The 22,694-nt window shown below is 66.0% G+C and carries 19 protein-coding genes; 7 read left to right on the top strand and 12 right to left on the bottom strand.

The annotated features are described in order from the left end of the window. Window positions 1-37: 37 nt before the first annotated feature. Window positions 38-1,627 (bottom strand): MFS transporter, encoded by a 1,590-nt coding sequence (locus tag FBY30_RS04395; protein WP_142131411.1) that lies wholly within the window; start codon window positions 1,625-1,627, stop codon window positions 38-40. Window positions 1,628-2,062: 435 nt separating this feature from the next. Here FBY30_RS04395 and FBY30_RS04390 point away from each other — a divergent pair, with 435 nt between their 5' ends. Further along, a complete protein-coding gene (locus tag FBY30_RS04390; protein ID WP_142131410.1) occupies window positions 2,063-2,320 on the top strand; it encodes a hypothetical protein in 258 nt (85 codons plus the stop codon). A 144-nt stretch (window positions 2,321-2,464) separates the two neighbouring features. On the opposite strand, the gene FBY30_RS04385 is transcribed toward FBY30_RS04390, so the two are convergent. Beyond that, window positions 2,465-5,005 (bottom strand): ATP-dependent DNA ligase, encoded by a 2,541-nt coding sequence (locus FBY30_RS04385; protein ID WP_142131409.1) that lies wholly within the window; start codon window positions 5,003-5,005, stop codon window positions 2,465-2,467. 40 nt (window positions 5,006-5,045) lie between these two features. Here FBY30_RS04385 and ku point away from each other — a divergent pair, with 40 nt between their 5' ends. From ku to FBY30_RS04370, 3 genes are all read left to right on the top strand, one after another. Continuing rightward, window positions 5,046-6,188 (top strand): non-homologous end joining protein Ku, encoded by a 1,143-nt coding sequence (ku, locus tag FBY30_RS04380; protein WP_142131408.1) that lies wholly within the window; start codon window positions 5,046-5,048, stop codon window positions 6,186-6,188. Between the two features lie 140 nt (window positions 6,189-6,328). After that, window positions 6,329-7,171, top strand: coding sequence for a class I SAM-dependent methyltransferase (locus FBY30_RS04375; protein ID WP_142131407.1), 843 nt, complete (start codon window positions 6,329-6,331; stop codon window positions 7,169-7,171). A gap of 3 nt (window positions 7,172-7,174) precedes the next feature. Next, window positions 7,175-7,606 (top strand): SRPBCC domain-containing protein, encoded by a 432-nt coding sequence (locus FBY30_RS04370; protein ID WP_142131406.1) that lies wholly within the window; start codon window positions 7,175-7,177, stop codon window positions 7,604-7,606. 115 nt (window positions 7,607-7,721) lie between these two features. Here FBY30_RS04370 and FBY30_RS04365 read toward each other — a convergent pair whose 3' ends face one another. The 5 genes from FBY30_RS04365 to FBY30_RS04345 all read right to left on the bottom strand — a co-directional run bounded on the left by FBY30_RS04365 (window position 7,722) and on the right by FBY30_RS04345 (window position 12,544). Then, on the bottom strand, window positions 7,722-8,000 hold the full coding sequence (locus FBY30_RS04365) for an HPr family phosphocarrier protein (RefSeq protein WP_142131405.1): 279 nt from the start codon (window positions 7,998-8,000) through the stop codon (window positions 7,722-7,724). A 66-nt stretch (window positions 8,001-8,066) separates the two neighbouring features. Further along, window positions 8,067-10,163 carry a PTS fructose transporter subunit IIABC gene (locus FBY30_RS04360; RefSeq protein ID WP_142131404.1) on the bottom strand — a complete coding sequence of 699 codons (2,097 nt, stop codon included), beginning with the start codon at window positions 10,161-10,163 and terminating at the stop codon, window positions 8,067-8,069. A gap of 2 nt (window positions 10,164-10,165) precedes the next feature. Continuing rightward, a complete protein-coding gene (locus FBY30_RS04355; RefSeq protein ID WP_142131403.1) occupies window positions 10,166-11,188 on the bottom strand; it encodes a 1-phosphofructokinase family hexose kinase in 1,023 nt (340 codons plus the stop codon). Next, window positions 11,185-11,991, bottom strand: coding sequence for a DeoR/GlpR family DNA-binding transcription regulator (locus FBY30_RS04350; RefSeq protein WP_142131402.1), 807 nt, complete (start codon window positions 11,989-11,991; stop codon window positions 11,185-11,187). Before FBY30_RS04350 ends, FBY30_RS04355 begins: the two co-directional genes overlap by 4 nt. Before the next feature lie 295 nt (window positions 11,992-12,286). After that, entirely contained in the window at window positions 12,287-12,544 is a 258-nt protein-coding gene (locus tag FBY30_RS04345) for a DUF6458 family protein (RefSeq protein ID WP_142131401.1), read from the bottom strand. A gap of 169 nt (window positions 12,545-12,713) precedes the next feature. Between FBY30_RS04345 and FBY30_RS04340 the strand changes: the two genes are divergently transcribed. From FBY30_RS04340 to FBY30_RS04330, 3 genes are all read left to right on the top strand, one after another. Beyond that, complete coding sequence (locus FBY30_RS04340) at window positions 12,714-13,331, top strand: alpha/beta hydrolase (protein WP_142131400.1); 618 nt, start codon at window positions 12,714-12,716, stop codon at window positions 13,329-13,331. Between the two features lie 200 nt (window positions 13,332-13,531). Then, the gene (locus FBY30_RS04335) at window positions 13,532-14,269 is read left to right on the top strand and encodes an HAD family hydrolase (RefSeq protein WP_142131399.1); all 738 of its coding nucleotides are present in this window, start codon (window positions 13,532-13,534) and stop codon (window positions 14,267-14,269) included. A 143-nt stretch (window positions 14,270-14,412) separates the two neighbouring features. Further along, the gene (locus FBY30_RS04330) at window positions 14,413-16,758 is read left to right on the top strand and encodes a glycoside hydrolase family 65 protein (RefSeq protein ID WP_142131398.1); all 2,346 of its coding nucleotides are present in this window, start codon (window positions 14,413-14,415) and stop codon (window positions 16,756-16,758) included. A 114-nt stretch (window positions 16,759-16,872) separates the two neighbouring features. Here FBY30_RS04330 and lipA read toward each other — a convergent pair whose 3' ends face one another. From lipA to gcvT, 5 genes are all read right to left on the bottom strand, one after another. Next, window positions 16,873-17,886 carry a lipoyl synthase gene (lipA, locus tag FBY30_RS04325; RefSeq protein WP_142131397.1) on the bottom strand — a complete coding sequence of 338 codons (1,014 nt, stop codon included), beginning with the start codon at window positions 17,884-17,886 and terminating at the stop codon, window positions 16,873-16,875. Window positions 17,887-17,944: 58 nt separating this feature from the next. Then, on the bottom strand, window positions 17,945-19,402 hold the full coding sequence (locus tag FBY30_RS04320; protein ID WP_142131396.1) for an L-serine ammonia-lyase: 1,458 nt from the start codon (window positions 19,400-19,402) through the stop codon (window positions 17,945-17,947). A 159-nt stretch (window positions 19,403-19,561) separates the two neighbouring features. Then, entirely contained in the window at window positions 19,562-20,872 is a 1,311-nt protein-coding gene (gene glyA / locus FBY30_RS04315; protein WP_142131395.1) for a serine hydroxymethyltransferase, read from the bottom strand. After that, window positions 20,869-21,252 carry a glycine cleavage system protein GcvH gene (gene gcvH, locus FBY30_RS04310; protein ID WP_142131394.1) on the bottom strand — a complete coding sequence of 128 codons (384 nt, stop codon included), beginning with the start codon at window positions 21,250-21,252 and terminating at the stop codon, window positions 20,869-20,871. The genes glyA and gcvH overlap by 4 nt, the downstream gene beginning before the upstream one ends. A gap of 312 nt (window positions 21,253-21,564) precedes the next feature. After that, window positions 21,565-22,686 (bottom strand): glycine cleavage system aminomethyltransferase GcvT, encoded by a 1,122-nt coding sequence (gene gcvT, locus FBY30_RS04305; RefSeq protein ID WP_142131393.1) that lies wholly within the window; start codon window positions 22,684-22,686, stop codon window positions 21,565-21,567. Between the last annotated feature and the right edge of the window lie 8 nt (window positions 22,687-22,694).

The following is a 22,694-nucleotide window of genomic DNA, read 5'->3' as shown; positions in this document are numbered from 1 at the left end:
GAACTGTGTCCCGGCTGGAACTGTGTCCCGGCTGGAACTAGGCGCCGGCCGGGACCCCGCGGTGTGCCTGGGGATCGTTGCCGTCGTGGGTGTCGAACGGCAGTTCGTCCAGGTTGATCAGCGGGTTCTCGTCCTGGGTGGCCACCAGTTCCTTTGCCTCCGCCGCGGAGTCAACGCTCGGCATCGATCCGGGCAGCGGGCGGTTGGCCGATTCCTTCAGGAAGTAGATGGCAATCGCACCCACCAGGGACGTGGCCATCAGGTAGTACGCGGGCATCATGTCGTTGCCCGTGGCGCTGATCAGCGCCGCCACGATGAACGGGGTGGTGCCGCCAAAGATGGCCACAGCGAAGTTGTAGGCGATGCCCATGGCGCCGTAGCGGCTGGACGTGGGGAACTGGGCCGGCAGGGCCGAGGCCAGGTTGGCCACATAGAAGGTGACCGGGAAGGCGATCAGGGCCAGTCCGGCCAGGGTGGACCAGACCTGTCCAATACCGATCAGCATGAAGGCCGGGATGGCCAGGACTACCGTGCTGATGGCGCCGATCCAGAGTACGGGACGGCGGCCGATCCGGTCGGACAGCTTGCCGGTCAGCGGGATGCAGAGGCTCATGACCACCAGGACGGGAATGGTCAGCAGCGTGCCATGCACCTCGTCGTAGCCCTTTGACTCCGTCAGGTACGTGGGCATGTAGGAGGTCAATGCGTAACCCGCCGTGTTGGCGGCGGCCACCACGACCATGGCGACGATGATGGGGCGCCAGTAGGCCTTGATGATCCCCACGGGTCCCTTGGCCTGTGCGGTCTCACCATGGGAGGCGTTCTTGGCGTGCTCCTCCTGGGCATCGAGGGTGGCCTGGAACTGGGGCGATTCCTCGATCTTGCTTCGGAAGTAGACGGCGATCAGGCCCAGCGGACCGGCCACCAGGAAGGGGATGCGCCAACCCCAGGCTTCCATGGTGTCCTGGCCGAGGGTCAGCTGCAGGACGGAGACCAGGGCGGCGCCAATGGCGAAGCCCAGATAGCTGCCCAGGTCCAGGAAGCTGGCGAAGAAGCCGCGGCGCTTGTCAGCTGCATATTCGCTGACGAACGTGGTGGCACCGGCGTACTCACCGCCGGTGGAGAAGCCCTGGATGACCTTGAGGAGCACCAGCAGTGCAGCAGCCCACAGGCCGATCTGCGCGTATCCGGGCAGGACGCCGACGAGGAATGTGCTGGCGGCCATGATCATCAGCGTGGTGGCCAGGATCTTCTGGCGGCCCATCTTGTCGCCGAGCCAGCCGAAGATCACGCCACCGAGCGGGCGGGCGATGAAGGTGGCGGCAAAGGTTCCAAGGAGGAACAGCGTCTGCGTGGTGGGGTCGGACTCGGGGAGGAAAACGGGCCCCATGGTGGTGATGAGGTAGCCGAAGACACCTACGTCGTACCACTCCATGGTGTTTCCCACGATGGTTCCGCCCAGCGCTTTTTTGAGCATCGGCTGGTCAACCACGTTGACGTCGGATTCCTTGAGGCGGCGGCGTGGCAGCAGCCTGGGCTTCTTGGCAGCCGTGGCGGCTGCGGGGTTGGTTCCGCGGGCACTTGTGGCGCCTGTGGAAGAGTCGTTCCTGCTTCGGTCTGTGGGCATTTGGGCAACTCCTGTGGAGGTCATTTGCTTGCGACTTGTAGCTGCCCCGCTCTGGGCAGGCCTTCAATTTTACGGGATTCTGCTGGCGCACGTTCGGTTTCATAGCGTAGAGTGCGCTCTTTTGAGCCCGTTCCGGGCCTGTTCCGGAGATTTTTTGCCCCGGCTTTTCCCGCGCTATCACTGGGAAGCAGGCTGATGAAAGGCACCGTTACCAAAAATTTTCCAAATTGCTCCGCCTGAACCCGCCAACTTCCGGGAAACCGGCCGCAAAAGTGACAGCAACCACCGTTCCCGGAGGGGGTTCACAGGCGCCTCGGGGGTGCCTATGGTAGAGCGATGAACACACTTCTTTCCGGGCAGTAATCTGCGCGCGCCCGGGCGCTTTGATTGGCGTTTCGTTTCAAGGAAGAACGAGGGAAGAAGGGAAGAACCACAATGGGTGAAGAGTCCAACCAGTTCCACATCAAGCCGGAGGTGGCGGACCATCTCGCGGCCGCAATGGATGTTCCGGTGGCCCCCGGCCCCGCAGCAGTCGGCGGCGTGCCCCTGGCGCAGCAGGGCGGGTGGCCGGACGGCCTGGGAAAGCGCCGCCATCCCAAGGACCGGACTGCTGGCCATGGCCGGACGGGACATGAAGCAGCCGTGACGGCGGTCCACCGCACCGGCAGGCCGCAGATGCCGCACTCCTCGTAGCAAAGGGGAGCCTGCGCCTCGCGACATGCGCATGCAGAATCGACACTGAAATTACCTGGCGCCCCCGGAATATGGGCGCGCCAGGTAATTTGTGCGTCGCGGACCCGTGGGCGCGTCGAAAACCGCGTTCCCGCCGGACTTGCCTCAGCCTTCCCGGACCACGTCCGCCGGGTCCTTGTCCACGCGCCAGCCCCGCCACCGTGGATGCCGGAGCCTGCCCGGTCCGGTCCATTCGCTGTAGGTCACTTCGCCCACCAGTTCCGGTGCCACCCAGTGCGCGTCCGCGGAATCGGGCCGGGGGACCTCGTGGAACGGCGAGCTCTTCCGGCCCAGCCGCTCCACTTTCTGCCGCAGCTCCGTGAGTTCACGGGTGCTGAAGCCCGAGCCGACGCGGCCCACGTACTGCAGTTTGTCGCCGTCGGGAATCCCCACCAGCAGCGATCCCACGGTGTCCTGGCGGCCGCCCTTTCCCGGTCGCCAGCCGCCAACCACCACTTCCTGGGTCTGCTCCGTCTTGAGTTTGATCCATGTCCGCGTCCGCTGGCCGCTGACATACCGGCTGTCGGTCCGCTTGGCCATCACGCCTTCAAGCCCAAGCTCCTGCGCGCTTTCCATGAGGAGTTCAACGGACTTCGCCAGCACCATGGACAGGTCCACCGGACAGTCCGACGGCTCAAAAAACTCCTCGAGCCGCTGCCGCCGCTTGCTGAGCGGCAGGCGCCTGAGATCCTTGCCGTCCTCGAAGAGGAGGTCGAACAGCATCAGCTGGACCGGGATGGCAGTGCGGGCCCTGGCGACGTCGGCGGCCCGGGTGAGCTTCATCCGGCCCTGCAGCAGGCCGAAGTCGGGCCGTCCACCGGGCCCGACGGCGATGATCTCGCCGTCCGCCACGAAGGGCTGCTCCGGCCAGCATGAGCGGTCCGTGAACTCCGGGTAGGTGCGGCTGACGTCGTTGCCGTTGCGCGAGAAGATGCGTATTTTCTCCCGGTCCGCCACCAGGATGGCCCGGACACCGTCCCACTTGAGCTCGTACTGCCATGAGCTGCCCTGCAGGTCCGCGGTGGTGCCGGACGTCGCCATCATGGGCTGGTATTCCAGCGGGTCCGGACCGGCGCCGGTCGAAGTAGCGTTGGCGCCAGACTCTGCCGGCACTTGAGGCGTGGCCTCTCGCCCGGGCAGCCCAGCGTCGTCGTCCTTTTCCGGCTCTTCAGCCTGCGCCGCCGGAGCCGCGTGCCGCCGTCGTCCGCCTGGCTGTTCCTGGTCCATCAGGTGGATGAGCCATTGCCCCTCGGCGTCCCTGCCCTGGCCCCGTCCGGTGTGGATCAGCGCAATCTTCCTGGTGCCGCCCAGCCCGCCGTCCTCCGAGCCGGTCAGCGTGACGATGACTTCCCTGCCGTTGATCCACTTATGCAGTTCGTAGGTGCCCGTGTCCCAAATGGTCATGACGCCCGCGCCATACTCCCCCTTGGGGATGGTCCCGTGGAAGGTCAGGTAATCCATCGGGTGGTCCTCGGTCTGGACGGCCAGGTGGTTCTTGCCGCCGGACTCGGGGACGCCCTTGGGCAGGGCCCAGGAGGCCAGGACACCCTCATGTTCCAGCCGGAGGTCCCAGTGCAGCCGGCTGGCGTGGTGCTCCTGGATGACAAAGCTGTTGCCGCCCGCGGGGAGGCCTGCGAAGGGCTCGGGCGTGGCCTTGGGATCGCGCATGGAGCGGTACTTGCCCAGGCGGGGATCGCCGTCGTCCGCGTCCTCCTGGGTGTCCGCCGCGCTTGCCCCGCTGCCTGCCCCGCCACCTGCGGCCTGGACGACGGCGGCAAACGGGTCCTTCCCGTCCCGCACCCTCCGCAGCACCTCCTGGTAGTCGAGGTGCTTCAGGTTGGGCGAGTCGATCTCCCGCCATGTCCGCGGTGCAGCCACCAGGGGCGTGGGCCTGCCCCGGAGTGAGTAGGGGACGATGGTGGTTTTCGCCGCGTTGTTCTGGCTCCAGTCCACCAGTACCTTGCCTTTGCGCAGCGACTTCTTCATGTCGCTGACTGCGAGGTCCGGGTGGTCGGCCTCGAGTGCGCGGGCCAGTTCCCGGGCGAACGCGGAAATCTGTTCGGACGTCTGGCTCCCGTCCAGTGCGGCGTAGAGGTGGATGCCCTTGCTGCCGCTGGTCACCGGCACCGGATCCAGGCCCACGTCCTGCAGGATGGCGCGGGCCAGGAGGGCCACCTCGCGGCACTCCTGCAGGCCGGCTCCGTCGCCCGGGTCCAGGTCCAGCACCAGGCGGTCCGGATTCAGCTGGTTGCCGTGCGAGTCCACCCGCCACTGCGGCACGTGGACCTCCAGCGAGTTGATCTGGCCAAACCAGGTCAGGGTTGCGGCGTCATTCACCAGTGGATAGTGGATGGTCCGGTCTTTGTGCGTGATCGCCGCCCGCGGCAGCCATCCCGGGGCTGAATCCTCCAGCTCCTTTTGGAAGAACACTTCGCCGGGCTTGTCCGCCGTGCCCACCCCGTTGACCCACCGCTTGCGGGTGGCCGGGCGGTTGGCTGCCGCAGGAATCAGGACGTGGGCCACCGCGGCGTAGTAGGCCAGCACGTCCGCCTTGGTGGTGCCGGTCTCCGGATAGATGATTTTGTCCAGGTTGGTGAGGGTCAGTTCCCGCCCCGCCACCCGGACACGCTCCCTGCTACCAGCCATGGGGCTTCACCTCCGGCCTGCTCTGATGTTGACTGTAGGAATGAGAGCCATCTGGAAAGGTGCCATCGCGTTCGGCCTGGTCAACGTGCCCGTGAAGGTCTACAGCGCCACTGAGGATCATGACATCAGTCTGCACCAGGTTCACAATGCCGACGGCGGCAGGATCCGTTACCAGCGCCGGTGCGAGGTGTGCGGCGAGGTGGTGGACTACTCGGACATCGAGAAGGCCTTCGACGAGGACGGCCGTACCGTGGTGCTGTCCAAGGATGAGCTCAAGTCCATTCCCGCGGAGAACAGCCACGAGATCGAAGTGGTGCAGTTCGTCCCGTCCGAGCAGCTCGAACCCATGATGTTCGAGAAAAGCTACTACCTGGAGCCCGACTCCAAGTCGCCCAAGGCCTACGTGCTGCTGCGCCGGGCGCTGGAGGACACGGACCGGGTGGCAATCGTCCAGTTCGCCTTGCGGGAAAAGACCCGGCTGGGTGCGTTGCGGATCAAGGACGACGTGCTGGTGCTCCAGTCCCTCCTGTGGCCCGATGAGGTGCGGGAGGCCAACTTCCCGTCCCTGGAAGCCGACATCAGGATTTCCGCCCAGGAGCGGGACATGTCCGCGGCGCTGGTGGAGTCCATGGCTGCCGACTTCGAACCTGAATCCTTCACTGATGAGTACCAGGTGCAGCTGCGCCAGCTCATCGACGCGAAGCTCGAGCAGGGAGAATCGCTGGACACCGAGGAGACCTTCGGCGTCGAGGCCGGCGAAGGCGGCAAGGGCGAAGTCATCGACCTCATGGAGGCCCTCAAACGGAGCCTGGACAGGAAACGCGGCGGCGGGGAGGGCGCCTCCGCCGGCGGAAGTTCCGAAGGCGAAGCGGACACCGGGGACGGGGAAGCCGAGCCAGCCAAGCCCGCCCGCAGAGCCTCCGGCAACAAGGCCTCCGGCAACAAGGCGTCCGGCACCGGGGCGGCCTCGAAGACGGCTGCGAAGACCGGCACGGACGATGCAAAGCCGGCCGCCAAGTCGTCCGCGAAATCGACTGCCGCCAAATCCACCGCCACCAAGGCTGCTGCCGCTAAATCACCCGCATCCAAATCCACGGGAACCAAATCAGCGGACACCAAATCCAGCGGAACAAAGACCGCGGCCAAGCCGGCCGCCAAGACCAGGACACGCAAGCCCGCCTGATCGGTTAGCCTGCCCGCTAAGCCTGCAGTCCTGCCTTTACAGGCGCCTCCATCGCGTCCACAATGAGTCGCATCACAGCCTCCGCTGTGTCAACAGCGTGCTGTCAGCCATTCGGACCGGACACGTAGAGGGGCACGGGCATGAGCCAGCAGACCGATGCAGTGGAGGCGGACCGGGAGCTCAAAAAGAAGCACCGGGCCATGTGGGCGTCCGGGGACTACCCCGCCCTCGCGGACGAGATGCTCCTGGAACTGGGCGCCGTCCTGGTGGAGGCCAGCGGCATCAGGCCGCGCCAGCGCGTCCTGGACGTGGCGGCAGGAACCGGCAACGCTGCCATCCCTGCAGCAATGATGGGTGCCAAGGTAGTGGCCAGCGACCTCACCCCCGAGCTGTTTGAAGCAGGGCGGCGGGAAGCCGCAAACCGCGGGGTCACCCTGGACTGGCAGGAAGGTGATGCCGAGGCCCTGCCTTTCGGCGATGCCGAGTTCGACGCTGTCATGTCCTGCATCGGAGTGATGTTCGCGCCGCACCACCAGGCGGCCGCGGACGAATTGCTCAGGGTCTGCAAACCGGGTGGCTCCATCGGGTTGCTGTGCTGGACGCCGGAAGGATTCGTGGGCCGGATGCTTGCCGCCATGAAGCCCTTCGCACCGCCGCCCCCGCCCGGCGCGCAGCCTGCGCCGCTGTGGGGGAGTGAGGACCACGTCCGCGAACTGCTCGGGGAAAGGATCACGGACGTCCATACCCGCAAGCAGAACCTGGCCGTGAAAAGCTTCCACCAGCCCGCGGATTTCGTCAGGTACTTCAAGTCCCACTACGGCCCCATGATCTCCGTTTACAAGTCGCTCGCGGAACAGCCTGACAAGGTCAAAGCGCTGGACAAAGCCCTCACCGATCTGGCTGACTCCTTTGGTGACGCCCACGGCGACTCCCCGTTCCAGATGGAATGGGAATACCTGCTCTTCACGGCAAAGAAGGCGTGAGCCATGACGGAAAACCACGTGGCAACCTCCGTCATCACCATCAATGCACCTGCCGAACACGTCTGGGGCGTGATCACGAATCCCGCCGCCGTAAAGGAGTTCATGTTCGGGACCACCCTGGAGACGGACTGGAGCGTTGGCAGCCTCATCACGTGGCAGGGCGAATGGGACGGGAAGGCGTACCAGGACAAGGGCCGGATCCTCCAGGTCGAACCGGGGCGGAAACTGGTGCATACCCACTTCAGCCCCCTGTCCGGCCAGGAGGACAAGCCGGAGAACTACCACACCCTCGAATGGAGGCTCGAGGACCAGGGAGGCGCCACCCGCCTGTCGCTGGCGCAGGACAACAACCCCACCGAGGAAGCCGCCGCACACTCCAAGGGCATGTGGGACAAACTCCTGGCGGACGTGAAGGCGCTCGCCGAGCGCGGCTGACTTCCCTGCACCCAGGTGGGCCGGGGCGCTTAAAACCAAGCGGCCGCCGTCGGGCGTTCCATCATGGGAAGCCCGACGGCGGCCGCCGGTTTTGTGCCTTGGGGCAGCGTTGCTGCTACTCGGCGTCGTGGTCCGTTTCCAGAATCTGCACCAACCGGTCCAGCGCATCGTCTGCGCCGGCACCTTCGGCGCGGAGAACCACCACGTCACCGTGCGAAGCGCCCAGGCTCATGAGGGACAGGATGCTGGCAGCGTCCATGGCTTCGTCTGCCGGCTCGCCTTCACGGGCGATGGTGATGTCCAGGTCGAACTCTCCGGCAGCCTCGGCAAAGATAGCGGCGGGGCGGGCGTGCAGGCCCACGCGGCTGGCAACGGTTGCGGTGCGTTCTGGCATTCTTGCTCCTTTGTCTTTCGGCGTGCTGAGGGTTCAGCGGCCGGTGAGGTGTGTGGCTAAGCCGGCTCAGACGGTTACGGGAACCGGTTCAACCGTATCAACGGTCTTCTTGACTGCCCAGCGCTTCAGGGCGATCACCGACAGGGCCGTGATCACTGTGCCGACGGCGATCGAGATGACGAACATCAGGAAGTTGTCGATGGCGAAGAAGACGAACAGGCCGCCGTGCGGTGCCTTGGAGCCGACGCCGGCAGCCATCGAGATGGCGCCGGTCACCGCACCGCCCAGCATGCTGGCGGGGATGACGCGCAGCGGGTCGGCCGCGGCGAACGGGATGGCGCCTTCGGAGATGAAGGATGCACCCAGCAGCCAGGCTGCCTTGCCGTTTTCCTGCTCGGCCAAGCTGAAGAGCTTCTTGTTCAGCACGGTGGAGGCCAGGGCCATAGCCAGCGGCGGAACCATGCCCGACGCCATGACCGCTGCCATGATCTGCCACGGGGCCTGGTTGTCGATGGTTGCAGCGCCCAGGCCGGCGACGGCGAAGGAGTAGGCAACCTTGTTGACCGGGCCGCCGAGGTCGAAGCACATCATGAGGCCGAGGATCACGCCGAGGGCAATGGCACCGGCACCCGTGAGTCCGGAGAGCCAGCTGTTCAGTCCGTTGGTGATCGCGACGATCGGGCCGCCAAGGATCACAAACATCAGGCCGGAAGCGACCAGCGACGCCAGCAGCGGGATGATCACCACGGGCATCAGGCCGCGCAGCCAGCGGGCCACCTGCAGGCGGCCCACCACGTGGGCAATGTAGCCGGCCAGCAGGCCGCCAACAATGCCGCCAAGGAAGCCCGCACCCATGAATCCGGCTACGGCACCGGCAACGAAGCCGGGGGCGATGCCCGGACGGTCAGCGATGGCGTAGGCGATGTAACCGGCCAGCGCAGGGACAAGGAAGCCCAGTGACAGTGCACCGATCTTGAACAGCACGGCGCCGAGGTAGGCCCCCAGCGGTCCCCAGGCGTTGTCCGGGAACTGGGTGGGCAGGTTGAACAGGCTGTTCTGGACCACGATCGTGTCCGCGTACTTGGTGATCAGGTAGCCGCCCATGAGGAAGCCCAGGGCGATGAGCAGGCCGCCGCCTGCCACGAACGGAATCATGTAGGAGACGCCGGTGAGCAGGGCCTTCTTGAGCTTCTGCCCAATGTGCTCGCCCTTTTCCTCTGCCTCGTGCTCTGCCTGCTCCTCCGCTCCGAAGTGCGGAACGCGGCGGGCGTTGGGGTTGTCAGCTGCTGCGAGGGCCTCCTGGACCATCTTGTCCGGTTCGTCGATGCCACGCTTAACCGGTGCGTTGATGACCGGCTTGCCGGCGAACCGCTCCTTGCCGCGCACATCCACGTCAACGGCGAAGATCACGGCGTCTGCGGCTGCGATGACCGCGGGGTCCAGTGCCTTGGCGCCGGAGGATCCCTGGGTCTCCACTTGGAGGTCGACGCCCGCTTCACGGGCGGCCGCCACCAAGGAGTCAGCAGCCATGTAGGTGTGTGCGATACCGGTGGGGCAGGCCGTAACAGCCACGAGGCGCTTGGGCCCGCGGCCAGCACCTGTTGTCGGCTCGCCGGCGGCCGCACCGGCCACGGATGAACCTGCTGCAGCGCCAACGCCGGCGCCAACCGGCACGGCGTCAACCGGGGCGGCAGCGGCGTGGGCGGCGGGCTTGTCGGCCAGGGCACCGTCCACGAGCTCTACGATTTCGGCCTGTGAGGAGGCGTTGCGGAGGGCAGCGGTGAAGTCCTTCTTGATGAGGGACCGCGCCAGCTTGGAGAGCAGCTTCAGGTGCTCCTGGTCAGCTCCGTCCGGAGCGGCGATGAAAAACACCAGGTCGGCCGGGCCGTCCTTGGCACCGAAGTCAACCTTCGGGTCCAGGCGTGCCATGGCCAGGGTGGGCACCGTGACGGCGGCCGAGCGGCAGTGCGGGATGGCGATGCCGCCGGGAATGCCCGTGGCAGTCTTCTGTTCGCGGGCGAAGGCGTCCGCGAAGAGTCCTTCGACTTCCGACGCGCGTCCGGTGGCAGCTACCTTGCTTGCCAGATGCCGGATCACCGTCTCGGGGGCGTTGCCCAGGTTCTGGTCGAGCTCGACCAGGTCCGTGGTGATGAGCTGGGTCACTGTCAATCCTTTCGAAGGGCCGTGATGGTTACGGCATCCGGGGTGGTTTGGTCTGCTGCCGGAACAGTGGATCCGGGCAGCGAGGCAGCGGCGGCACCATGGGCCACCGCCTGACGAAGGCAGTCGGCGGGGGCGGCGCCCCGGCCGTGGGCAAGCAGGTAGCCGGCAAGTGCGGAGTCGCCTGCACCCACCGTGCTGACCGCGGCGACCGGCGGGTGCGTGGCCAGCCACGCGCCGTCGGCCGTTACGAGGACAGCTCCCTTGGAACCGAGAGTTGCCAGCACAGCACCCACACCGGAACGAACGACGGCGGCTGCGGCGGCAGCAGCAGCCGCCGGGTCCGCTTCCAGCTCGTCACCGGAGGCCGGGGCAAAACCGGCGGCTGCGGCCAGTTCCGCCAGTTCCTCGGCGTTGGGCTTGAGGAGGTCCGGCTTCCCGGAACCTGTGGTTGTTCCGCTGGTTCCTGTGCCGTCGCCGGGGGTTCCGGCGTCGGTCAGGGCAGCGGCGAGGGGTGTCCCGGAGGAGTCGACGGCGATCAGCGGCGAATTGCCGTTGCCCGCCTCCCGGATTCGTCGGGCCACCGTGGCGTAGAAGTTGTCCGGGAATCCGGGCGGCAGCGAGCCGGCCAGGACCACCCAGCTGGCGACGCGGGAGCTTTCCAGCAGCAGCTTGATGAGCGCTTCCTGCTGGTCCGCGGCAAGGAGGGGCCCGGGTTCGTTGATCTTTGTGGTCACGCCGCCGGGCTCGGTGAGCGCCACGTTGGTGCGCAGCGGCTCGTCGATGGGAAGGGATACGAAGGGCACTGCACTTTCGCGCAGGCCGGCCAGGACCGGATCGCTGTCCGCGCCTGGCAGGACGGCGAGGGATTCGAGGCCGGAGGCCACCAGGGCGCGGGAGACGTTGACCCCCTTGCCGCCGGATTCCTGGCGGACGGAGACGGCGCGCTGCACTTCGCCGCGTGCCAGGGGCCCGGGGAGGGCCACCGTGCGGTCGAGGCTTGGGTTGGCCGTGAACGTGACGATCATGCGATCACCACATCAACGCCGGCCTCTTCCAGGGCGGCCGTGAGCTCAGGTCCGGGTTCACTGTCTGTGATCAAGGTGTCCAGATCTTTCAGGGAGGCGAACTGGACCAGGGTTTCCGTGTCCAGCTTGGAGGAGTCGGCCAGCACCACAATGCGGCGGGCCGACTGGACGAAGGCCGCCTTGACGGCGGCTTCTTCAGGATCGGGAGTGCTGACGCCAAAGGTGGCGTGGATGCCGTTGGTTCCGATGAACGCGATGTCCGGGCGGATCCGGGCAGCGGCATTCACCGTTGCCTGGCCCACCGCCACCTGGGTGAGTCCGCGGACGCGGCCGCCCAGGATCTGCAGGGCGACGCCGGGGACGTTGGAGAGCTTGCTGGCGATGGGCACAGCGTGGGTGATAACCACCAGTTCGTGCTGCGGCCCGGTTCCGTCGGAAGGTTCGACGGCGGTGCGCCGCGCCAGCAGGTCTGCCAGCACTTCGGTGGTGGTGCCGCCGTCCATGAGGACACTGGCAGGTGAATTCCGGGGGATCAGGTCCAGGGCGGCCTGGGCGATCCGGACTTTTTGGTCCGGGCGCTGGATGGCCCGCTCGGTGACGCTTTCTTCGGTGGTGCTGAAGCGGTCGGCCGCCACCGCGCCTCCGTGGACCCGCCGAACGGTGCCCGCGTTTTCCAACGCGGCAAGGTCACGGCGGACCGTTTCCGTTGTGATGCTGAAGCGCTCAGCCAGCAGGGTCACGCTGACCCGGCCGTTGCCGGCCACAAGCTCGGCAATCTTCTGCTGGCGCTCCTCGGCGAACACATACCCTCCGTTGCGTAGTGGCTTTCGTGACTTGGATCACTGTGATGTTGAGTTACTTGACTTTATCTTTGCTTCTGTTGGTTTGTCAATGGAAACCAACATGAAACAAGATCCGAATCTGTGCAGGGTTGGAGTTGTTGGCTCCGAAGGCGGGCCTGGGAGGGTTGTAAGCCTTTGGATCTGGATGAAATTGGCTGGGGCGGGACGCGAAAAAGCCGGGCTGGACGCTTTGGTCCAGCCCGGCTCTTGGGGTTTCTTTGGTTCCGGGGGCCCTGTCCCCGATCCCGCCCGGTGGTTAGATCCCGCCGTCGCGGCTTTCATGGCGGGTGATGCGCTCGCCGGTGCTGGGATCGATTACGGAACGGGACTCGCTGACGCGCCGGCTGCGGCCGGGGGAGGCGAGGATGAGGGAAGCAATCAGTCCGATCACGCCCACAGCCATCAGGATGTAGCCCACCAGTTGCTGGTCCACGAACGGAATCAGTCCGGGAGCCACTGCCCAGGCAAGGATGGCGCCGAGGGCGATGAGGAAGATTGACGAGCCGATTCTCATGACTTGCTCCTTATAACCGCATCCTGCGGCACTGGTAGGGCGTTACGGAAGGGTGGTGCGTCACTGCCAAAAGCTAAGCCTGCTGTCTGTCAAGCGTCACGCTACCTCCCGGTGATTCGGGATTCAACGACCCGGCCGCGCGGACGGCATGTCTCGTTAGGCTGTTGCGGTGGAAACAGTTGTGTGGTCCAAGCCTGAAGACCAGCGCGCCGGCACTCCGTTGCTGGTGATGATGCATGGTTACGGCACGGACGAGTCGCGGATGGTGCGCCTTTTCGAATACCTGCCCCAGGAGTTCACCTTTGCCGCCGTGCGCGCCCCGATGCCGATTGGCGACCACTGGGGTTGGTTCCTGCTGGACTATTTCCTGGCGAACGACTTCGCCGACGTCATTTCCGCAGCCAACTCTGTCCGCGCCTGGATCAGCTCCGTCAGGGACCAGCACAGCAGCGTGACCCTCATGGGCTATTCCCAGGGGATGGCCATGGCCAGCACGCTCCTGCGGCTGCACCCGGAGGACTACAAGGCCGTTGTGGGGTTGTCCGGCTTCGTCCTCAAGAACGAGCTCCTCTCGGTCATGGATTCCTTCGAGGCCAAGCCGCCCTTCTTCTGGGGGCGGGACAAGGCCGATCTGGTCATCAACGAGGACGCCATCGCCTACACCGCCGAATGGCTGGAGCAGAACACGTTGTTGACCAGCCGGACCTACCCGGGGATGGGGCATGCCATGTCCAAGACGGAGATGGTGGACGTCAGCGCTTTCCTCCGGCATTACGTCCTGCGCTGACTGATTATCCGCTGCGGCGAAGGGTAAGAAAAAACAGTTGCCAGCGAAAACTGCAAGCGCTTACACTCGTCTACGGCCATGATCGGTCCTGCAGTGGGCGGACAAGGAAGTGATGCTGCGCGCACGCCGCGCGGCAGAACCTCCTTTCGGCTGCCCGGCGGGGCCGGCTGTCCACAAACCGAGAGGACACCGCACCGCCGATGACACAAGAAACTGCAGCTGATACCGCCGCCTGGACCGGCGCAAAGGCAATCCTGTTCGACCTGGACGGGGTGCTGACGCCCACAGCCAGCGTGCATGAGCGGGCCTGGCAGGAACTGTTCGACGGCTACCTTGCCTCACAGCCCGGTGTTTCCGGCTACCGGGAAAGCGACTACTTCGACCACATCGACGGCAAGCCGCGCTTTGACGGGGTACGCGACTTCCTGGCCTCACGCGGGATCACCCTGCCGGAGGGCCCGCTGGATGACGATCCCGCCCACGACACCGTCCATGGCCTGGGCAACCGGAAGAACGCGGTCTTCAATGACATCGTGAGCGCCGGCGTCGAACCTTTCCAAGGCTCTGTCCGCTTCCTCCAAGCCGCGCTTGACCGCGGACTCAAGGTCGCCGTCGTCTCCTCCTCCCGCAACGCCCCCGCGGTCCTGAAGGCCGCGGGACTCAGCCGGCACTTCGCGGTCGTGGTGGACGGGGTGGTGGCCGCGGAGCAAGGCCTGCCCGGCAAGCCAAACCCGGCCACGTACGAATACGCCGCCAAGCTGCTGGACCTGTCCAGCTCAGAGTGCGTGGTGGTCGAAGACGCGGTGTCCGGCGTGCAGGCCGGGCAGGCGGGATCATTCCATTCCGTCATTGGCGTGGACCGTGGGGCCGGGCGGCAGACGCTCCTGGACGCCGGCGCCACCCTTGTGGTCAACGACCTTCAGGAACTCATCCCCTAAACCCACTCGATAACCGGTGTTGCCTTCCCCCGGGCAACCCGGCTATCCCCCCATCCAGCAGCACCCATCCGGATACAGCATTTCCCCCGAATACTCCGTGCCGGCCAGCCCGGCAGCACAGCAAGGCCAAAAGGACCCCGACCATGGCATTGATCACCGCGGACCGCGAACGGTTCCCCGACACCCCCTGGCAGCTCGTCGAAACCCGCTACGAGACCCATGCCGCCGGAACGCTTGAGACCCTGTTTGCACTGGGTAACGGACACCTGGGAATCCGGGGTGCGCACTGGGCGGCGGCCGATGCCGAACTGCCGGGAAGCTTCATCAACGGGCTGCACGAGATCTGGGACATCAAGCACGCCGAGAACGCGTTTGGCTTCGCCAGGACCGGGCAGCGCATCCTCTACATTCCGGACGCCAACAACTTCACGGTAGTGGTGGATGGGGAAAGCCTCAGCCTGGCCGAGTCCGAGGTGCTGGACTACCGGCGGACCGTGGATTTTTGTACCGGAATCTATGAATGCCGCATCACCTGGCAATGCAGGTCCGGTGCGACCGTGACCACCACGGAGCGGCGGGCCGTGGGCTTTGCATCCCGTGGCGGCCTTGGCATTTCGTTGGAGGTGGCAACGAACCAGCAGGTTTCCCTGGACGTCACCTCGTCCGTGATCAACCGCCAGGACCAGCCGGTGGAAGACCACTCCGTGCACGATCCCCGCCGCGCCGGCCGCCACGCAGGGCGCGTGCTGCTGCCCTTGCGGCTGGACGGTGGTGACGGTTCCCTGCGCCTGTCCTGGGAGGCGGCGGAGTCCAAGCAGCGGGTGGGCATCGCCGTGGACCACTGGACGTCGCCCGGGTACCAGCCGTTCGAGACGGTGGTTGACCAGGACGACAGCAGCGTCCGGTATGTCCTTGCGGTGGACGCTGACGAGCCGTTCCGGCTGGAGAAGAGCGTCAGCTACGCCGCCGGCCGCACCATCCAGGACCCGGACATCGATGCAGCCGCGGTGGCGGAAGAGGCATTGCGGCCGGTAAGCGACATCTTTGCCGAGAGCGAGGAACACTTCCGCGGCTACTGGGCCACCTCCGACATCGTGGTGGAGGGCGGCCTGCCCGGGCTGCAGCAGGCCATCCGGTGGAACCTGTTCCAGCTGGCCCAGGCCACCGCGCGTGCGGATGTTGCCGGCATTCCTGCCAAGGGCGTGACCGGGTCCGGCTACGAGGGCCACTACTTCTGGGACCAGGAGGTGTACCTGCTGCCGTACCTTACCTACACCAATCCCGACGGCGCCCGGCAGGTCCTGGAATTCCGGCACAGCATGCTTCCCGAAGCCAGGATCCGGGCCAAGGAGCTGAGCGTTGATGGTGCCCTGTTCCCATGGCGCACCATCAACGGGCTGGAAGCCAGCGCCTATTACGCTGCCGGCACCGCCCAGTTCCACATCGCGGCAGCCATCGCCTTCGCCACCAACAGGTACCTCTGGGCCACCGGTGACACCGCGTTCCGGGACGGAATGGGCGCCGAGCTGCTGATCGAGACCGCCCGGATGTGGATCTCCCTTGGCTTCTTCGGAAAGGACGGGCTCTTCCATATCCACGGCGTCACCGGCCCGGACGAGTACACGGCAGTGGTGAACGACAATCTCTATACGAACGTGATGGCACGCTTCAACCTGCGCGCGGCCGCCGCCCTTGAGCACGCCGGCGTCACGCTGGAGGAGCGCCAGCTGTGGGAGGCTGCGGCCAGCCGGATGAACCTGCCGTTCGACGAGCGCATGCAGGTCCACTCGCAGGACAACGACTTCATGACCCTGGAGGCCTGGGACTGGACCACTCCCCGGTCAAAGTACCCGTTGCTGCTGCACTTCCACCCCCTGGTGATTTACCGCCACCAGGTGCTGAAGCAGGCCGACACCGTCCTGGCCATGTTCCTGCAGTGGCAGGACTTCACTGCCCAGGAAAAACAGCGCGCCTTCGACTTCTACGATCCCCTCACCACCGGCGACTCCACGCTGTCCGCCTGTGTGCAGGGGATTATGGCGGCAGAGGTGGGCTACTCGAAGGAAGCGCTGGAGCACTTCACCAACGCTGCGTTCATCGACCTGGACGACACCCACGGCAACACCATCGACGGCGTCCACATCGCCTCCACCGGGGGAGTGTGGAGTTCGCTGGTGTGCGGTTTCGCCGGCATGCGCGACCAGGGCCCGGTGCCGTACTTCGATCCCCGCCTGCCCGCCGATTGGGACGGACTGGCCTTCCACCTGAAGATCCGCGGCCGCCTGCTGCTGGTCCGGCTCACCGCCGGTTCCATCACCCTCACGGTGCAGGAGGGTGAGCCGCTGGAGGTGGATGTCCGCGGCCGGCTCCTCACGGTGGGGGCAGGGCCCGTGCAGGTGCCGCTTGAACCGGTCGTGGAGCCGGAGCCCACGGTCTTCCCCAGCGGACTGCCGACGGCGAGCATCCCGGTGGTGCGCGGGAACAGCTGAGGCGGGGCTGCCAGGCCGGGTACTATGCCGGGCTGCGGCGCGTCCGACGGCGGGAGGAGACCAGGGCGTGTTGCCCGCCCAAGTCTCCTCCCGCCGTCGCGCTTTTTCTCTGTTTTAGCCTGCCAGGAGGGTGGCGGCTTCCTGGCGGGTGGTGCCGGAGTCCTGGATGCCTTCGGCGATGTGGGCGAGTTCGGCGGGGATGTCGCGGCCTTTTTTGCGCATGGCGGTGGCCCAGAGCCGGCCGGCGCGGTAGGAGGAGCGGACCAGGGGGCCGGACATGACGCCGAGGAACCCGATTTCTTCGGCTTCGTGCTGGAGGTCGACGAATTCCTGGGGTTTGACCCAGCGGTCCACGGGCAGGTGCCGTTCACTGGGGCGGAGGTACTGGGTGATGGTGATCAGGTCGCAGCCTGCCTGGTGGAGGTCGCGGAGGGCTTCGCTGATTTCCTGACGGGTTTCGCCCATGCCCAGGATGAGGTTGGATTTGGTGACCATCCCGTGGTTGCGGCCCTGGGTGATGACGTCCAGGGAGCGGTCGTAGCGGAACGCGGGGCGGATGCGCTTGAAGATCCTGGGGACGGTTTCAACGTTGTGCGCGAAGACTTCGGGTTTGGAGTCGCAGATCGCCTTGATATGCCCGGGGTTGCCGGAGAAGTCGGGGATGAGCAGTTCGACGCCGGTGCCGGGGTTCAGTTCGTGGATCTTGCGGACGGTTTCGGCGTAGAGCCAGACGCCTTCGTCTTCAAGGTCGTCGCGGGCCACGCCGGTGACGGTGGCGTAGCGCAGCTGCATGGACTGGACGGAGCGGGCCACCTTGGTGGGTTCGAACCGGTCCAGGGGTGAGGGTTTGCCGGTGTCGATCTGGCAGAAGTCGCAGCGGCGGGTGCAGTCGGAACCGCCGATCAGGAAGGTGGCTTCCTTGTCTTCCCAGCATTCGAAGATGTTGGGGCAGCCGGCTTCCTCGCAGACGGTGTGCAGGCCTTCCTTTTTCACCAGGTTCTTCAGGCCCACGAACTCCGGGCCCATCTGGACCTTGGCCTTGATCCATTCCGGCTTGCGCTCCACCGGGACCGCAGCGTTGCGCTGCTCGATCCGCAGCATCTTCCGGCCTTCAGGTGCCAGGGTCATGATGGTATTTCCTTTGTTTGGTGGTGTTGCCGTTGGTTGGGTGCGCTGTAGCCGGGTGTCAGCATTCGACGACGTTGACGGCGAGGCCGCCCATGGCGGTTTCCTTGTATTTGTCGCTCATGTCTTTGCCGGTTTCGCGCATGGTGATGATGACTTCGTCCAGGGAGACCCGGTGGGTGCCGTCGCCCCAGAGCGCCATTTTCGCGGCGTTGATCGCCTTGGCGGCGGCGATCGCGTTCCGTTCGATGCAGGGGACCTGGACCAGCCCGCCGATCGGGTCGCAGGTCAGGCCCAGGTTGTGTTCCATCGCGATCTCGGCCGCGTTCTCCACCTGGGCCGGGGTGCCGCCCATGACCTCGGCCAGGCCGGCGGCGGCCATCGAGGACGCGGACCCCACCTCGCCCTGGCAGCCGACTTCGGCCCCGGAGATCGAGGCCTGTTCCTTGTAGAGCACCCCGACGGCGCCGGCGGCCAGCAGGAACCGCACCACCACACCGTCCCGGTCCTGTTGCGTGGCGGTGTCCATGCCGGGGGCGAAGTGCAGCGCGTAGTACAGCACCGCCGGAATGATCCCGGCCGCCCCGTTCGTGGGGGCGGTGACCACCCGGCCGCCGGAAGCGTTCTCCTCGTTCACCGCCAACGCCACCAAGTTAACCCACTCCTGCCAATACCGGGCATCGTGCGGGCCCGCGTCCCACGCCGCGTCCTGATCGTCCAGGCCGTTGGCGCATTCCTTTTTCAGCCGTTCGTACCAGTCCGGGGCCCGGCGGCGGACCTTCAACCCGCCCGGCAGCACCCCGTCCCGCTTCAATGAGGTGGCCACGCAGTTTTCCATGACGGACCAGATGTTCAGCAGGCCCTCCCGGATCTCCTCCTCATCCCGGGAGGCTTTTTCGTTGAGGAGCATCACGTCCGCGATGCCCAGCCCGGTCACCGCGCAGTGCTCGAGCAGTTCCGCGGCGGTCCGGAACGGCAGCGGCAGTTCCTCCTTCGAGGCGTCCAGCTCCTGCTGGGCCGCGTCCTCCTCACCCTCCCGGACGATGAACCCGCCACCGACCGAGAAGAACGTCGCCGCATGCAGGACATTTCCTTCCGCGTCGGACACGGTGAAGGCCATCCCGTTCGTGTGCCGCGGCAGCACCGTCAACGGACGCAGCACCATATCGCCCACCCCGTACGGCAGGGCCACCCCGTCACCGGAACCCTCCACCACGGCAGCCAGGTTCAGGGTCCCGGTCTCCGCGATCGAGGCCAGCCGCTCCTCCACCTCATCCGGCAGGATCAGCTCGGGGTGAAACCCCTCCAACCCCAACAGGATCGCCGTCATCGTCCCGTGGCCATGCCCCGTCGCGGCGAGGGACCCATACAGATCCACCCGCAACGAAGCCACAGCATCCAGCACCCCGGATCCCACCAACTCCTCCGCAAAAACAGCAGCAGCCCGCATCGGCCCCACAGTATGCGAAGAGGAAGGCCCAATACCGATCGAAAACAGGTCGAACACGCCAACAGCCATGCGAGAGGTTCCTAACAAGATACTTAATCGGTGGGCAGTGCGTCACAAAGGCGACGTGCGCACGAGGGGCCGGCGGAGCCGGACTTTTCGGAAGCGTGCGTCAAAGCGAGGAACGAGCAGCACGCGTGAAAATGTCCGATCCGCCGGTCCCGAAGGGGACTACAGCCCCGGGTAGAGCGGGTGGGCCTTTGCCAATTCTTCGACGCGGTGACGCAGCCCGGAAAGGTCCGCGTCGGCGTCGGCAATTAATGCCTCGGCGATGATGTCCGCAACCTCGCGGAAGGCGTCCTCGTCGAAGCCACGGGTGGCCAGGGCGGGGGTGCCAATGCGCAGGCCGGAAGTGACCATGGGTGGGCGGGGGTCGAAGGGGACGGCGTTGCGGTTGACGGTGATGTCGATTGCCGCGAGCCGGTCCTCGGCCTGTTGGCCGTTAAGTTCGCAGTTCCGCAGGTCCACCAGGACCAGGTGCACGTCCGTGCCTCCGGACACCACGCTGATGCCTTTGGCACTGACGTCGGGCTGGACCAGGCGTTCGGCCAGGACGCGGGCACCGGCGAGGACCCGCTCCTGCCGCTCACGGAACTCCTCGGACGCGGCGATCTTGAACGCCACAGCCTTGCCGGCGATCACGTGCTCCAGCGGCCCGCCCTGCTGCCCCGGGAACACAGCGGAGTTGATCTTCTTGGCAACGTCGGGGTCGTTGGACAGGATGATGCCGCCGCGCGGACCGGCAAGGGTCTTGTGCGTGGTGGAGGTTGTGACATGGGCGTGCGGGACCGGCGACGGGTGCAGGCCCGCGGCCACCAGCCCGGCGAAGTGCGCCATGTCCACCATCAGGTAGGCGCCAACGGAATCGGCGATCCGGCGGAACTCCGCGAAGTCCAGTTGCCGGGCGTAGGCTGACCAGCCAGCCACGATCAGCTGCGGCTTGTGCTCCTGCGCCAGCCGCTCCACCTCAGCCATATCGATGGTGTAGGTGTCCTCGCGGACCTGGTAGGGGACCACGTTGTACAGCTTGCCGGAGAAGTTGATCCGCATGCCGTGGGTGAGGTGGCCGCCGTGGGCCAGGTTCAGGCCCATGATGGTGTCGCCGGGCTTGATCAGCGCGTGCATCACCGAGGCGTTGGCCTGCGCGCCGGAGTGCGGCTGCACATTGGCGAATGCGGCGCCGAACAGGGCCTTCACACGGTCGATCGCCAACTGCTCAATCACGTCAACGTGCTCGCAGCCGCCGTAGTAGCGCTTGCCGGGGTAGCCCTCGGCGTACTTGTTGGTCAGTACCGAGCCCTGCGCCTGCATGACGGCTGCGGCAGTGTGGTTTTCGGAGGCGATCATTTCCAGGCCGTTGCGCTGGCGGCCCAGTTCGTCGTCGATCTTTGCCGCGACCTCAGGGTCCAGGACGGACAGGTCGGCGTTCAGGCTGGGGGAGACCACCTGCTGGAAGGCCACGGTTTCGGCCGCCGCGCTCACAGTTCGCCGCCGTTTGCTGCGGCGTATTCCTCGGCCGACATCAGGGGACCTTCCTCAGTAACGGACACCTTGAAAAGCCAGCCGGCACCGTAGGGATCGCTGTTGATCAGGGCGGGGTCGGTCACCACGCCGTCGTTGATCTCGATGACCTCGCCGGTGACCGGCGCGTACAGGTCGGAGACGGACTTGGTGGATTCAACTTCGCCACAGGTCTCGCCGGCGGTCACGATGGAGCCAACCTCGGGCAGGTCCACGTACACAATGTCGCCCAGGGCATCGGCGGCCACGGCAGAAATACCAATCCCCGCAGGCCCGGACCCATCAACGGCGACCCACTCGTGCTCTGCGGAGTACTTCAGTTCAGCTACAACTTTGCTCATGATTTTTCCTATTCGTTTGAAAACTTGGTTGTGGTCAGGTTGGGTGCCGGGTGACCGAATTCCTCCGCGTGCTGCTCCTTCGTCGCTTTGACGCACGCTTCCGGAATCCGCTCACCCGTCCTTCCCTGTCACCTGGGTCGATAATCGCCAAAGGTCGAGTTGTCAGCGGTGAGCGACCCTTGCCCCTGCGGGGCCGGCATCCGGAAGCGGGCGTCTAAGGGAGCGTCACGTCCGCCCAGCGGGCGTCTTCGCGACCGAGCCCGCGGAGGATGTCGGTGCCGCCGGGCAAAGGCGACCACGGAGCGGTAGACGCTACTTTTGGCGGCGGTAGAACGGCAGTGACACTACTTCGAAGCGTTCGGGCTTGCCGCGGAGGTCTACGTCGAGGAGGGTGCCGGGTTCGGCGAATTCGACGTCGACGTAGGCCATGGCGATGGGGTAGCCGAGGGTGGGGGAGGGCTGGCCGGAGGTCACCTCGCCAACGAGGGTCCCGTCCTTGAGGACAGGGTAGTGGCCGCGGGCGGCGCGGCGTCCGGCACCCTTGAGGCCCACGAGCTTCTGCCCAATGGTGGCTCCGACGCCGGCGGCCTTGATGGCGGCCAGGGCTTCCTTGCCCACGAAGTCGCTTTCCTTGGCCAGGGACACCACGGGTCCCAGCCCGGCGGCGTAGGCGTTCACGTGGCGGGAAAGCTCGTTGCCGTAGAGCGGCATGCCGGCTTCGAGCCGGAGCGAGTCACGGGCAGCCAGGCCGGCGGGAACCAGGCCATGGCCTTCACCGGCATCCAGCAGTGCTTCCCACAGCGCGGGCGCGTCCAGGTTGGGAACGTAAATTTCGAACCCATCTTCGCCGGTGTATCCGGTCCGGGCGAGCAGCAGCGTCTGGCCGCCAATCTCCACCTCGACTGCAGCGTAGTACTTCAGCTCCGTCACCAGCGCGTGCTGTTCCGCGGGAACCAAGTTCAGCAATATGGCTTCCGCCGCGGGTCCCTGGACAGCAATCAGCGACGTTTCCGCGGAGGCATCGTCAACGGCCACGTTGAAGCCCGCGGAACGTTCCTTCAACGCCTCGGCCACCACCTTGGCGTTGCCCGCATTCGGCACTACGAGGAACTTGTCGTCCGCCCTGCGGTAGGAAATGATGTCGTCAATGATGCCGCCGTCGGTGTCGCAGATCAGCGAGTACTTGGCCTTTCCGACGGCGACCGCGGACAGCTTGCCCGCCAGGGCGTAGTCCAGGAACGCGGCAGCGTCCGGGCCTGTCACCCAGACCTCGCCCATGTGGGAGAGGTCGAACAGGCCGGCAGCCTTGCGGACCGCGTGGTGTTCGGCCAGCTCGGAGCTGTACTTCAGCGGCATCTGCCAGCCACCGAAGTCCGTGAAGGAGGCCCCGGCTTTCTTGTGCTGCTCGTAGAGAGCGGTGTAGTTCTCAGTCATTGGGTGAG

Source organism: Arthrobacter sp. SLBN-83 (genome assembly GCF_006715285.1).
Taxonomy (GTDB): domain Bacteria; phylum Actinomycetota; class Actinomycetes; order Actinomycetales; family Micrococcaceae; genus Arthrobacter.
Note: the sequence above shows the minus strand (reverse complement) of the source record. Positions and strands in the feature narration are given on the sequence as shown.